The organism is Emticicia sp. (assembly GCF_043780375.1).
Lineage (GTDB): Bacteria > Bacteroidota > Bacteroidia > Cytophagales > Spirosomataceae > Emticicia.
This window is the reverse complement of the sequence record NZ_JAYWCU010000276.1, coordinates 1-14,044: the sequence shown is the minus strand read 5'-3', so window position 1 is coordinate 14,044 and position 14,044 is coordinate 1. Positions and strand designations below refer to the sequence as shown.

At 36.8% G+C, this 14,044-nt stretch carries 8 protein-coding genes and 1 pseudogene; 4 read left to right on the top strand and 5 right to left on the bottom strand.

Annotated features, from left to right (window positions below; all coding sequences use genetic code 11):
- The 4 genes from ACH2CJ_RS20265 to ACH2CJ_RS20250 form a co-directional block, all read right to left on the bottom strand.
- On the bottom strand, positions 1 to 6,585 hold a 6,585-nt coding region (locus tag ACH2CJ_RS20265; protein WP_394995945.1), incomplete at its 3' end, for an Ig-like domain-containing protein.
- A 35-nt stretch (positions 6,586 to 6,620) separates the two neighbouring features.
- Positions 6,621 to 6,929, bottom strand: coding sequence for a DUF6916 family protein (locus tag ACH2CJ_RS20260; protein ID WP_394995943.1), 309 nt, complete (start codon positions 6,927 to 6,929; stop codon positions 6,621 to 6,623).
- The gene (locus tag ACH2CJ_RS20255) at positions 6,911 to 7,414 is read right to left on the bottom strand and encodes a GNAT family N-acetyltransferase (protein WP_394995941.1); all 504 of its coding nucleotides are present in this window, start codon (positions 7,412 to 7,414) and stop codon (positions 6,911 to 6,913) included. Before ACH2CJ_RS20255 ends, ACH2CJ_RS20260 begins: the two co-directional genes overlap by 19 nt.
- A 34-nt stretch (positions 7,415 to 7,448) precedes the next feature.
- Complete coding sequence (locus ACH2CJ_RS20250) at positions 7,449 to 7,760, bottom strand: phage tail protein (RefSeq protein WP_394995939.1); 312 nt, start codon at positions 7,758 to 7,760, stop codon at positions 7,449 to 7,451.
- A gap of 196 nt (positions 7,761 to 7,956) precedes the next feature.
- Between ACH2CJ_RS20250 and ACH2CJ_RS20245 the strand changes: the two genes are divergently transcribed.
- The 3 genes and pseudogenes from ACH2CJ_RS20245 to ACH2CJ_RS20235 form a co-directional block, all read left to right on the top strand.
- Positions 7,957 to 9,468 (top strand): sodium:solute symporter, encoded by a 1,512-nt coding sequence (locus ACH2CJ_RS20245; protein ID WP_394995936.1) that lies wholly within the window; start codon positions 7,957 to 7,959, stop codon positions 9,466 to 9,468.
- Positions 9,458 to 10,384: a dihydrodipicolinate synthase family protein gene (locus ACH2CJ_RS20240; RefSeq protein ID WP_394995933.1), complete on the top strand. Its 927-nt coding sequence runs from the start codon at positions 9,458 to 9,460 to the stop codon at positions 10,382 to 10,384. The genes ACH2CJ_RS20245 and ACH2CJ_RS20240 overlap by 11 nt, the downstream gene beginning before the upstream one ends.
- A 61-nt stretch (positions 10,385 to 10,445) precedes the next feature.
- A pseudogene (locus tag ACH2CJ_RS20235) lies at positions 10,446 to 10,517 on the top strand (succinyl-CoA--3-ketoacid-CoA transferase); the annotation flags it as partial.
- A 104-nt stretch (positions 10,518 to 10,621) separates the two neighbouring features.
- Here ACH2CJ_RS20235 and ACH2CJ_RS20230 read toward each other — a convergent pair.
- Positions 10,622 to 11,371: an RNA methyltransferase gene (locus ACH2CJ_RS20230; RefSeq protein WP_394995931.1), complete on the bottom strand. Its 750-nt coding sequence runs from the start codon at positions 11,369 to 11,371 to the stop codon at positions 10,622 to 10,624.
- 7 nt (positions 11,372 to 11,378) lie between these two features.
- Here ACH2CJ_RS20230 and ACH2CJ_RS20225 point away from each other — a divergent pair, with 7 nt between their 5' ends.
- A complete protein-coding gene (locus ACH2CJ_RS20225; RefSeq protein WP_394995929.1) occupies positions 11,379 to 13,886 on the top strand; it encodes a BamA/TamA family outer membrane protein in 2,508 nt (835 codons plus the stop codon).
- Positions 13,887 to 14,044: the final 158 nt, after the last annotated feature.

The window sequence follows — 14,044 nt, the reverse complement described above, 5'->3', positions numbered from 1 at the left end:
CGACCAAGTAATTGTTCCCGCACATCCACTTGCAGAAAGTGTCAGTGTTGAAGGCGAACAAACGACTAAAGTTACAGGTGGAGTTATTGTTGGAGCCGCAGGTTTAGCTTTAATTTCAAGACCAGTAACGGCCGAACTTGGATCAGACGTACAACCATTGACCGTACAAATTGCTGTTATGGCATAAGTACCAATGCTTGAAAGTGTCAAACTTGTACCAGAAGTTCCATTCGACCAAGTAATTGTTCCTGCACATCCTGATGCAGAAAGTGTCAATATTGATGGCGAACAAACCGAAAGGCTTACAGGTGGCGTAATAGTTGGAGCCGCCGGTTTAGCTTTAATTTCAAGCCCAGTCACGGCCGAACTAGGGTCGGATGTACAACCATTGAAAGTACAAGTTGCTGTAATTGAATATGTACCAACCGCTGAAAGTGTCAGGCTTGTACCAGAAGTTCCATTCGACCACGTAACCGTACCCGCACACTCACTTGCAGTAAGGGTCTGTGTTGACGGCGAACAAACGACTAGAATTTCAGATGGAATTACTGTTGGAGGGTTAGGCTTCGGATTGACAGTAACCGTACTAGTGGCAACCCTTCCACTTACACAATTAGTTGCTTCACAAGTGGCATAATAAGTAGTATTTTCTGATGGAATTGTCGTTAAGCCTGTGCCTGTACCAATGGCTATACTCGTACCTGATGCCGCTGTGTACCAAGTAATTGTTCCACTGGAACAAGTTGCAGAAAGCGTTACAGATGTTCCTTCACAAACGGATGTATTATTGACAGAAACAGCCGTTGGTAATACATTGTTAAAATCAAAAGGGACAGTAAAAGTACAAGTGCCATCACTTACTCTGGCGTAAAGTGTTTGTATACCCGTTGGAATAGTATTGTTTGCAGTAAATTTATTGCCAACCGAGGTATAAGTTCCTGCCGAAGTTGTTGCTCCAGCATCAGTAAAAATACCACTAACTGTATAATTATTACTACCACCTAATGTAAATATCGGACAAGCGTTTGTGATTACCATTTTATTATTGGTGATACCCGAAACACTATTTGCTTTCAAAACACCACTATTGGTAAATGTACCTGTGTTCGTGAAGTTTAAAGTATTTGGCATTTGGATTAAACCAGTATTGGTAGTAGTTCCTCCATTAGTATAAGAGCCAGTAGTCATGAGTATTTTTCCACATGAAGAATTAGTAATATTCGAACCACTTGGGTTTTCAATACCAGTTCCCGAATTAACATTAATTGTTCCAGAATTAATTAAGTTGGTAGTTCCAAGAAACTTTAAAGCTAAAACCGACCCATTATAATTGATTATTCCAGCATTATTAAATGTTAAAATATCAGTTGGAGCATTTACTTCTATACCAATTCCATTGGTAATATTGATGAGACCTGTTGCATTGTTATTAATATTTGCCGCTTGTGTTCCTACAATACCAACTCCTATTGCTTCGTCGGTACTATTAATCGTTACAGTACCATTATTATTGAAAGTCGCACCAGTTGCATTGTCAGTTGATAAATAAATGTAAGCATTTATAGCAGTATTTGCACTTGATTGAATATTTATTGTACCACCATTGTTGTTAGTCAATGTTCCCTTATTTATCCAAATACCTTTGTTAGTTCCACCATCACCTCTTACGTTTAAAGTCCCACCACTATTTAAAGTTAATAAAGCACTTGTTTGAATTTCAATCACTTTTACATCAGAAACTGTTCCTGAAATAATGGGTTTATTTGTCATATTTGGAATAATTACCCTCGCATTGCTCAAATCAGGCACCCAAGCAGGATTCCAGTTACAGGCACTATTCCAGTCTGTATCTACAAAGCCTGTCCAAGTAATATCTACATTTCCGGGCGATGCACCTAATGGAGTACATGGATTATATGTAACTGTAACATTTGTACTTGGTTGGCTTACACAAGTGTTTGTACCTGTACATCTTGCAAAGAAAGTTCGGGTTGCTGAAATATTAGGAGTGTTATTTGGTAATGCAACAGTACTATTTGCTAAATCATACCATGTAATCGTTGATGGCGATAAACATCCAGTAGCCGTAAGAGTGACTGTCCCGACTGTGGTTCGACTGGCAGGACTTGAAACAGGACTTGTTGGTGCTGCCGTTGAATTGACAGTCACCGAAGCGGTTGCTGTTGCCGAGCATCCTAACGAATTTGTAACAGTAACGCCATAAGTTTGACTACCCGAAGCCGTAGGTACAGCAGTAGTTGTATTGGCATTTGCAGCCACAACTCCGCTGCCAGTCCAACTATAAGTAGCTCCTGCTCCAGCACTTGCCACCCCTAAATTTAGCGTAGTATTCAGACATACAGGGTTTGGCGTAACCGTTGTTATAGTAGCATTAGGTGAAGCATTAACTGTTACAGATATTATAGCTGTTGCTGTACACCCATTTGAATTTGTAACTGTTAAACTATAAGTTTGGTTACCCGTACTCGTCGGTACGGCAGTTGTTGTATTTGCATTGGCTGCTACAATTCCATTTCCACTCCAAAGATAGGTAGTTGCTCCAGCCGCCGCAGATAAACTTAAAGTTGCATTTTGGCAAACTGGATTTGGGGTAGCAGAAATTGTTGCGTCTGGACTGGTATTAATTAAAACAGCCACAGTTGCCGATGCCGTACAACCAAAAGAAGTTGTTTGTGTTATTGAATACGTCCCTTGTGCCAAATTTGTAACAGATGGGATGGTGGGGTTTTGAATAGACGAAGTAAATGAGTTAGGACCCGACCAACTATAAGTTGAACTAAGTGCTGAACTCAAATTTAAAGTTTTCCCCGTGCAAACTGGCGAATTACTTGATGGGTTTGGTACTGGTAAGGGATTAACCGTTATTAAACCAGTATTTGTTCTGGCACTTTCACAACCTCCTACCAAACAAGCAGCTTGATAAGTTGTGTTTGTGGTTGGTGATTGAGTAAATGTGCCTAAAGAAGCAGATGTTCCCAAAAGCGTAGCTGTGGCAGCAGCATTATACCACTGAACAGTGCCACTTGAACATGTGGCAACGAGTGAAACGGACTGTCCGTTACAAATTTGAGTAGCTGAACTTGGTAAAACAGGTGATGGTGCTGAAACAACAATATTGGTTGTTGTTGTATTTGAATTTACGGTTGAAAAACCAGTACCCGAAACACTTGCTTGATTAGTAATAGCACAAGTTGTTGGTGAACTGCTTACGGTAGCACTGAATGTAATGGTTGTACTTTTGCCAGCAGGTAAAGTAAAACCTGCATTTGCAGTACCATTTACTGTAATTGTTTCGCCAGATTGGGTACTTGCTACTGAATTTTGTTTGGCGAGTGTACTTAATTCTACAGTAGATTGAGTTTTCTCTTCTTTTGTTTCTTCACTAAGTTCTTTCGCTGTTATTTCAGTTGTTTTTTGTTTAGAGGTATCTGTTAGTGCTATTCTACCATTTTGATTACTTGGGTCTGAATTATCAGAATTTTGTGCAAATTCTGGTGCAGCAATTCTTAAATTCAAAAGCCCGTTTGTTGGTGAGGCACAAGTTCCCACTGCCGACAAAGTAAGTATTCCTGTACCACTTTTAACAATTTGCCCAGCAGCAGCAATAGTCGCCGTTGTTCGAAGATTATTCCAAATTGTTTCTAAATTATTAATATTATCTGAGCCGATTCCAGATCCTTCAACCAGATGAATATCAGTCGCAGTTGCAACTCTGATTCTTGCTATGCCTGCCAACCCTGCATTTGCTGTATTATTTGCCACTTTCGAACAAATAGTTGAAGCTGTAAGCCCAGATGGCGTTACTGAAGTCATCAAAATTGCATAATTGGGTGGTGGCATATTATTTGAACTCCCATAATTAGTTGTAATTAATGTGATATTATTATTTGTACAAATAATATCTGCTCGCCCCCCTGTTCCTGCATTCACAAGTGCCGATATTCCAGTAGTACCTGCAATATTGGTAATGGTATTATTGTCAATTCTAACTCGACTATTTGTATTATTACTGGCATGAACTACACCTATACCTTGACCTGCATTATTGTTAATAGAACTAATAAATCTATAATTGATTGTATTCCCTTGAATGGTGCCTTCCATTCTACCACTTGTGCCAGTGGCTCCTACATTAATCAAATCTCCCCCACGGCCTATAATGGTATTATTTATAATATTGAATTTTACATAACCATTAACCCCAGATTGTACGTGTACCCCTGAACCTACATCTTCTCCAGAAGTTAAATTAGTATTTGTTGAATTGAAGTTACTACCCTGCACATCGGCACTTACCACTGCATTATCCGAAGCAATTGCATCTACACCAACCGTTGCTATTCTCAAAAAATTACAAGAGCTTTTTACATCTAAACTCATCAACGAACTTCCAAAGCCTTCAAACAAAATACCAGACTGCCCTTGTGGGTTCAGTTGTGTATCTGGAGTTGGTGTAACAGGGTCAATATAAGTACGAGTATCATTAAAACTCGAACCCGTAACTTTTAAAGTCATATTGGTGCTGTTATTAGTAAATCTGACACAACGAGATGCCTTCGAAATAGTAGAATTACTAATTGTACAAGTACCAGCAGTATTCACCGCCATTATACAGGCTTCTTCAACACCAGTGCCGCAGCGAGTAATGGTACTATTGGCTAAATTAAACGTAGTAACATTGTTTAACGTGATACCATTCTGTGCATTTACATTTCCAGTAGTGGTATTCATCTGTATATTATCTAAACTTACGCCATTTACGCCATTATAATAAATGGCTGCATTACTCCCAGAAATATCTGTTGTTGAGAAAGCCGCTCCATCTGTAGTATTGGCATTGACAAAATTCATGTTTTTGAGGGTGATATTCGTGCAGGTTGTAAATTCTGCTCCTCGTGCTGTAATATTTGAAATTGTACCGCCCGAACCTCCCGTCGTGCCAGTTCCATTAATTGTAAATGAACCAGTTGTGTTAGCTATGGTAAATCCATTAGCAGCACCACTTGCCGACAGGCTTGTTAGCACAACGTTTATGGTCTGTTTTGAACCACTATTGATTCCACTAAAGGCTGCTCCAATAGCATTAGTAGCAGCAATAGTTCCATTTGTACAAGTGAATGTGCCATTATTAGCGGTTGAACTCAAAGCCTGTACTCCAGCATCTGGGCTAATTGCTAATGAACCAAAGGTTGTAGAAGGGTTACTTGAATTAATATAAACACCAATGCCACCTGAACCAGTAACTGAAGTATTTCCAAAATTTGAAATAAGCGTTGAGTTAGTCTGAATTTGAATTCCCCTTCCAGTTGGGTTTGTAATCGTTGTTCCTCCTGAGCTGATAAGGCTACCTGTAACACCTGTGAGCGATATGGCAACGGAAGAAGCATCTGTTGATGAAATACTGGTAAAAGTTCCTGTCAATGCTCCCGTAGTTAAATCTAATGCTGCACCATTGCCGTTTAATGCCATCTCGGAGGCTGTTAAGGCCGTAAAAGATGAGCCGACAATAGCTTTTACACTATTTCCCATATCAAAACCTCGCAGAATATTATTAGCATTAAGCGTTATAGTATTTCCTGCACTTGTCAGATTTGGTTTAGTGCCACCTGTATTTGGTAAAGCATTTGAATAAAGCGGAACCGTAATACCTGCAAAACTTGCCAAACTAACTGAAGCTCCTGCACCAATCACTTTCTGCCCAGTTTTGAGGGTAGCTGCACCTGAGTATGTACCCGAATAAACAAAAATGGTTTGGTTTGCCGCAGGATTCGCAGTACCTGATAAAGCATTAGAAGTTGCAAAATCTGACCAATCCTTGAATGGACTAGCCAGTGAACCATTACCATTTGAACTTGCCGCAATATTTATAAACCATAGTGGTGCAGTAACAGTAAGTGTTACGGTATTATTAGTACTTGTCGTACCATTTGTACTCGTAACTGTATAAACAAAACTATCAGTGCCACTTGTCCCAGCATTGGGTGTATAGGTAAATGACCCATCGGCAGCCAAAGCGAGAGTTCCTTTCGTAACATTGGTTGTTACAGTAACCGTGAGGGCTGTCCCATCAGGGCTTACGTCATTTGCTAAAACACCATTGGCAAGAGGAACAACAATTCCTACGTTTCCTATAACGTCATAGGCGTCATCTACTCCAATAGGAGTAGCCTTTACCGAACCCGCTACTAACGTAAGATTAGAATTGAGAATATCTGTAAAAGTAACGGCTGTAGCATTATTGGCAACTCCAGAGGCAGTATTACTTAGTATAACCGAATAATTCAATTGTCCGCCTAGGGTAGCATTTCCTCCACCTTGCACGGTTACACTTTTGACTGCTGTAATAGTTGCAGCCATGGGGGCATGCCATTGTGCGGATGATGCGATTGATAAACCATTATCCGATTTTAAAACCTTTTTAGGATTTTTGTTTATTATTTTTTTAGGGATTGGCTTCGTAGTTTTGTTATACGAAATATTGGATGTACTATCAACTTTGTCTTTTGGGATAAACCACAAAAATAAAGATGATAGACTGATGATAAGCGGATAAAAATATTTCATGGTAAACGATAGTTAGATTGTTTTACTCTTTTTTTTCATGAAAAAATTGCTTCGTACTTCATTCCTTCTTTATCCAAACCCAAAGGAACTAAAAAAATTAGCATTTCACCTTTGCTTGGGTGTTGAATAATATATGTTCCTTGCTGATAATACTCGGTTTTTTGCTCGGTTCTTAGCACAATCGAAAATGGGTTTCGTTCTAAAGGAGAATATCCCCCCAACTTGGTTACTGCAATCAATTCGGCAGACAAAGTGATTTCTTGAGAAAATCCAATGTTTAGTTTCTGATTCAAATATGGTGCGAAATCAGTGTCTAATACATGCTTTAATTCTTGTGTTTCCATTCTAATAAATGATATACTCCGTTTGTTTCACTAATTTTTTCAAAATCTAATTTCTTGTAAAGTTTCATGGCAGGATTGAAGGTTTCAACATGAATACTTACAGCCCTGTTTAGTGTACTGGCTTTTGCCAAAATGTCTTTTAATATGCTACTTCCGATGCCTCTGTTTTGCCATTGCGACAGTAGAGCAATGTCAATAATTCTAACTCCTTTTTCTTGAAAGTTTTCGTGAATATAAAGCCTTCCAATAGAATCTTTATTTTTTTGAATGACATAAAAAGCCGCTCCGATATAATTTTTTTGATAATACTCGTGTTGAGCCATAAACTGTTGAAGTACAAAGGCTTTTTTTTGTTCGTCATTCCACTCTACTACTTGTTTCAGTTCTTTTTCACGAGTACTACTATATATTTCACTTAAAATCATAAGGTCTTCGGCCTGAATAGGACGAAGACTAATAGATGTATCGGTAATTTCTACTATCATATTTTAATAATTAACCTTGCTTTATAGGGTGAATTTATTGTCTTGGCGGAAATACTCCCTGCATAGCAATATTAAAATAAAATGTTAGGTATGGCATCATATTATTATGAGGTTGACTACCTCCAGTTAAACTCAGTGTATTTGGCGACATAGTGGTATTGAGAGCAGTTGTGGAATAAACTGCCGCAGTAGATTTTGCAATAGACCCTCCCGAAGGATTTGTTAATTCAGCATCCTCAATCGTATTTTTCATCTGATGATTATGTGAAGGTATTTCAGACTGCAGAAGCGTAACGGTCTCTGTTCCACCTTGCTGTCCTAAATCATAAAGACTAAGATGGGGCAATAAGAATGAACGCTAAATAATAGATTTGTTGTGTAAATAAATAAAGAATAAATTAAACTTTTTGATGTTTTAAATCCTATCTTGGGGCTTAATGACCTTCAAAGATGAATTCACGCAAATTATTTACTATTTAAAAAAACCTCAAAAATCAAACACATGGTTTTGAGTTTATAAAACGTTCCCTAACCACCAAATAATGAATTTATCAATACTCGACATCACTATCATTGTCATTTACTTACTATTAATGGTGGGGGTTGGCATATATTTCTCAAAAAAAAACAAGAGTTCAGAGCAATTTACAACTGCTTCGGGGCAAATTCCTGGTTGGGCTTTGGGACTAAGTTTTTATGCGACTTTTTTAAGTGCTATTACTTTTTTAGGTGATCCTGGCAAATCCTTTGGTAGCAATTGGAATCCTTTTGTATTTAGCCTTTCTATTCCTTTGGCAGCCATTGTTTCGACCAAATTTTTCGTGTCTTTTTATCGAAATAGTGGTGAAGTAAGTGCTTACACCCACCTTGAACACCGTTTTGGGGCTTGGGCAAGAACCTACGTGATGGTCTGTTTTATTATGACTCAATTGGCACGGATGGGAACTATTTTTTATGGTATTGCCCTAACACTTAATGCCATGACAGGACTTGATATGAGGCTAATTATTGTGGTAGCGGGTCTTTGCATTATTTTTTATACAGTTTTGGGAGGCATGGAAGCAGTTATTTGGACTGAAGTTATTCAAGCCATTATCAAAACATTGGGAGCATTATTAATTTTGGGCATAATAGTTTCAAAAATTGGTATTTCGGAAGTCATAAAAGTAGGTCTAAGAGATGATAAGTTTAGTTTGGGTAGCCTCAATTTTGACTTTACAACGAGTTCCTTCTGGGTCGTGCTTATTTATGGTTTTTTTATAAATTTGACCAATTTTGGCATTGACCAAAATTACATTCAACGTTATCATACCGCTCGCAATGCTCAAGAAGCCAAGAATAGTATTTGGCTTTGTGTTTTTTATTATTTACCAGTTTCGTTTTTATTTTTCTTTATTGGCACAGCCCTTTATGTTTATTACAGCCAATATCCTGAACTTATTGAGGCACTAAAGCAACAAGTTTCGATTGAAAAAAACATTGCTTTAAATATGTTAAAACCCTCGGATTACGGCGATAGAGTATTACCTTTTTTTATGAAAACTCAAATTCCAACTGGACTTTTGGGTTTATTGATGGCAGCTTTACTCTCTGCCGCTATGAGTACTATGAGTAGCGGCATGAACAGCTCGGCAACTGTATTTTTGAAAGATATTTACTTACGTTATATTAAAAAAGATATTAGTGCTAAAAAACAATTGAATGTTTTGCATATAGCAACGGTTGTAATGGGAATTTTAGGAATCATCTTTGGCATTAGTATGATAGGTGTAAAAAGTCTTTTGGATGTTTGGTGGAAACTTTCAGGAATCTTTGCTGGTGGAATGTTGGGTATCTTTTTATTAGGTTATTTAAGCAAAAAAATTCAAAATATTCATGCCAAAATAGCAACTATTGTGGGTGTGGTGGTTATTGCCTGGATGTCATTTAAAGATAGTTTACCCCTTCAGTTTCAAAGTCCACTTGACTCTAAATTAACAGTTGTGGTTGGTACGCTGACTATTGTTTTAGTCGGATTTGGTTCGTATAGATTTTTTTTAAAAAATGATAAATAAAAAACTACCAAAAGGCTTTATCCCAGTGATGCTAACGCCTTTTAATGCCGATAAAACCATTGATTTTGAAGGGCTTGCCCATCTAACCGATATGTACATACAAGCAGGTGCAACTGGTCTTTTTGCCAATTGTCTTTCTAGCGAAATGTATGAATTGACAAATAAAGAACGTCTGCAATTAGTTGAAACCGTTGTAAATACAACAAATGGAAGAGTACCAATTGTAGCCACTGGCACATTGGGTGGAACGATAGCCGAAATGGCCGATTTTTCAAACCAACTTTATACAAAAGGTATTGATGCAGTAATAGTGATAAACAGTGTTTTAGTAACTAATAATGAGTCAGATGCAATATTTTTAGCTCGAATGCACAAGTTTATGAAGTTGACAAACAACATACCTTTAGGGATTTACGAATGTCCAGTACCTTATAAACGACTGATAACCAAGCAAATACTGGAAAATTTATTACCAACAGGAAGATTAATTTACCATAAAGACACATCGCTCGAAATTGAAAAGGTTAAAGAACGAATTGCCATTGGGAGAACCTATAATTTTGGTTTATACGATGCTTACATGGTCAATGCGGTCGCTTCTTTACAAGCTGGTGCAATGGGTTTATCATGTATTCAAGGCAATTATTTTCCAGAATTAGTGGTTTGGCTTTATAATAATTTCAATAATGACACCGTACTAAACAAAGTAATAAAAGTACAACAATTCTTTAATGAAAATATGGATATTATGCACGCTTGCTATCCAATTAGTGCCAAATATATTTTACAAAAACGAGGCATAAACATTTCTCTGACAACTCGCCGAAAAGTAGGAGTTTTGACCCAAGAAATGAAACAAGATTTAGATGTTTTATTGACAAAATATGAAGCCCTTTCAATTGATATTTTAACTTGATAAAGTTTTTGGATTTATTTGTTTTGAAATCTATAAATATCTATGAGCCGTATGACCAAGGGAGGTTGATGAAACCGCCAATTTAGCGAACTGGTCAGTACCTAACAAGCCACTTTTAGGTGTTGGCGGAGCTGATTGGGTTAATGCCCAATGCCACAATTGAAGAGCTAAGAGCTAAAACATCTGCTCATTTTCATGAAAATCTGAAATAAATTATAATTGTTTTTTTGTCGTTTTTTATTCTCTCCTTTTTAAATTATCCAAAACAACAGCCGTAGCAATACCCACATTCAACGATTCGGCATGACCAAAGCGTGGAATTGTGATTTTTTTCGTAATAAATTTCTCAACCTCTGCACTAATGCCCTTTGACTCATTTCCCAAAACGATATACCCGTTGGTTGGAAATTCAAAGCGATGTACATTTTCACTATTTAAAAAAGTTCCAATTATTTCAATATTAACATTTTTATTTATATTTTCAATATATTCTGAAATTATAGAATAATAAACATCGATTCTTGAAAAAGACCCCATCGAAGCAGAAATTACTTTTGGATTATAAAAATCTACGGTATTTTCGGAGCAAATCACCTTTTTTATGCCATACCAGTCAGCAATTCGTAAAATTGTTCCTAAATTTCCTGGGTCACGAATATCATCTAAAATCAAAACAAACTCGTTTTCGTCTGCTACTAAAAACTTATTTTCACGCATTTTTACGACTGCCAATGCTGCGTCATTGCTTTGTAAAGTCCCCGATTTTTCGAGTTCTGACTGCGAAATTTGTTCTACCGATATTTTTTTAAGCTTTTTTTCGTTTTCTAAAAAGAACCTTTCAGTGCATAACAATAACTCTATTTCAAAATCAGCATTCAATAATTCTACTACACTTTTTGCTCCTTCTACCAAAAATCGTTGGTGTTCTTGCCGATATTTTTTTATTTGCAAGGATTGAACGTATTTTTGCTGTTGTTTTGAAAACATATCTTTTATGATTTTTTTTAGTTTGCCACTGAGTTACCGAAATAATAGTATTTCACGGAGAAAAAAACTCGGTGGTAAAATTATTTATACCGTCATCTTTATTTTACTTCTATCGTCTTGTACTCGTCGGGTGCAATTGGAGCGTGACGAGTATCATCTGATAAGTTTCGAATTCAAAGGTAATAAACAAATCTCAACCGAAGAACTTGAATTGTTAATTCCCCCAACTCAAAAGCCCAATCGCAGGATTCTGTACTTTACTCCTTATGTTTGGTTTTATAATGTTGGCAAAAGTTTTTATAATGAAAATAAAATTTTAGCTCGTTTCGAGAAATGGAATGCAAAATTACAGGCTATGCCATCAACAGCCAATTTTGATTTAAGAATTGAAAAAAAACGCAAAAGATACCAAACCAAAGCACTGAGTTTTCAAGAAAGGCTTCAAACAAGGGAAAACTGGTGGATGAAAAATGTTGGTGAACCTCCTGCCAAAATCACTGAAAGTGCAATCAAACGTACTTCCGAAAACCTCAATAAATATCTATTTAGAAAAGGTTTTTTCGATAATGAAGTAAATTACCAGATTGACTCGGCGAATGCTAAACGGAGTACCAAAAATGCTAATCGGAGAGTGAATGTTGCTTATTTGGTCAATGAAAAAAATCCATATATTATTGAGAATATCAACTACGAAATTGAAGACTTGAAAGTGGATACGCTAGTTAGAAACTCATTTTTAGATAGCTTTATTAAAACAACAGAAAATGTTGACTTTAATAAAATTGAACTTGAAAAGAGCCGAATTGAAGCTTTATTGAAAGACAATGGCTATTTTAATTTCATTGCAAAAAACTATATTTTAGCAGAGATAGACACCATAAATATTAATAAAAAATATCGTGTAAATTTAAAAATAAAAGTTTCAAATCCTCCTCAAAAAGACCAGCATGAGCAATTTTTTTTAGAATCTATTCATTTTATTTCTGCCGATGCCTCAACGGAGTCGTCGGTAAATGTTGACACAACTGAAAATAGCCTGAATGGTATTAAATACACATTTATTGGCAAGAAATTTCCTGTTAAACTATTAGATAAGAAGATTTTGGTTCGTCCAAATCAACTTTTCAAAGCCTCATTAGTCAACGAAACCAACCGCCAATTGTACGGACTCGACCAGTTTGCTTTTGCAAATGTTCGTTTTACACAATTACCTGATAGCAAATTACGAGCAGATATTATTGCTCCAACAAATCCAAAATATACGGCAGCATATAATTTTGATGTCAATAACATCAATAATATTTTGGGTGGTGGAGCAAGTGTCTCGTTGCGGGCAAGAAACCTTTTACGTATTTTGGAAACCACCGAATTAGGGCTTCGAGCCAATTTGGAAGGTCAGCCAGGTTTAGACTCCACTACACAAAGAAGTCGAGAATTAGGAGCAAATTTGGCGATAAATTTCCCGAAAATTATATTTATAAACCGATTTGCGAATTTATTGAGCCTCAAAAACCCACGTACACAATTGGCGGTGAGTTATAATAACTCAAAACAAAGGCTATTTGAAAGACAAGTTTTTCGTTTGACTGGCAACTATTCTTGGCAAAGGTCAAAATATGAAACGATTTTAATTTCTCCTTTCGATATTAACCTGATCAATACCCCTTACAAAGATTCGAGTTTTAATGCTGTTTTGAAAACTGAGCAGAATCTTAGAGTTTTGTTCGACCCTCAATTCGTATCTAGCATAAATGCAACTTACATTTTCAACAATCAGATTCAGGGGAAAAATATTAAAGCAAGATATCTGCGTTTCTTTGTTGAATCGGGCGGCACGACGCTTAATTTTTTTCCTGATAAAGATAAAATCAATTTTATAGATAAGGTTTTTCCTTTGGATACCATCAAACGTGCCTATTTTCGCTTCATAAAAATGAATGTTGATTTACGAAAATATTTTCCAATCAATAGACGAGATGCTTGGGCATATCGTATCAATGTGGGAGTAGCTCACCCCTACGGCAAAAATCAAGCAATGCCTTTTGAGAAAAATTTTTTTATTGGTGGTGCAAATAGTATTCGAGCATGGCGACCTCGTTCGTTGGGCCCAGGTTCGGCACAAGGAACTACCATAGGTAACCGCTTTTCGCAACAACCTGGTGATATTTTGTTGGAAGCAAGTATTGAGTACCGAAAATATATGTTTAGGTTTATTGGTAACTGGAATGCAGGTTTTTTTGTTGATGCAGGAAATGTATGGAAATGGTACCAGATTGATACAAAATATAACCAAGCAAACTTCGATTGGACAAGGTTTTATAAAGAAATTGCAGTAGGAACTGGTGCAGGACTTAGATTGGACTTAGATTATTTTATTGCTCGCTTCGATTGGGGTATAAAAGTTTTTGACCCAGCACGCCAATCGGGTGACCGTTTTGTACTTGATAATTTGAAATTTGGACGTGGCAATGATTATTATCCTGTTTTTCATTTTGCGATTGGGTATCCGTTTTAATACATCAAACAAAAACGGGTAAAGAACAAAATTCTTTACCCGTTTTCAAAAATTATTATTCAATTGTCACCGCTTTACGACTCCTACAATTACCAGTACAAGTAATGCTCCTATTACAGCTTTGATAATGTAAGCTATCGTACCTGTGCCGACAGAAA

Excerpts from the sequence above, each read along its gene's own strand:
- ACH2CJ_RS20230 (WP_394995931.1), bottom strand. The coding sequence starts at position 11,371 with ATGTTTTCAAAACAACAGCAAAAATACGTTCAATCCTTGCAAATAAAA.
- ACH2CJ_RS20245 (WP_394995936.1), top strand. The coding sequence starts at position 7,957 with ATGAATTTATCAATACTCGACATCACTATCATTGTCATTTACTTACTA.
- ACH2CJ_RS20255 (WP_394995941.1), bottom strand. The coding sequence starts at position 7,414 with ATGATAGTAGAAATTACCGATACATCTATTAGTCTTCGTCCTATTCAG.
- ACH2CJ_RS20225 (WP_394995929.1), top strand. The coding sequence starts at position 11,379 with ATGATTTTTTTTAGTTTGCCACTGAGTTACCGAAATAATAGTATTTCA.
- ACH2CJ_RS20240 (WP_394995933.1), top strand. The coding sequence starts at position 9,458 with ATGATAAATAAAAAACTACCAAAAGGCTTTATCCCAGTGATGCTAACG.
- ACH2CJ_RS20260 (WP_394995943.1), bottom strand. The coding sequence starts at position 6,929 with ATGGAAACACAAGAATTAAAGCATGTATTAGACACTGATTTCGCACCA.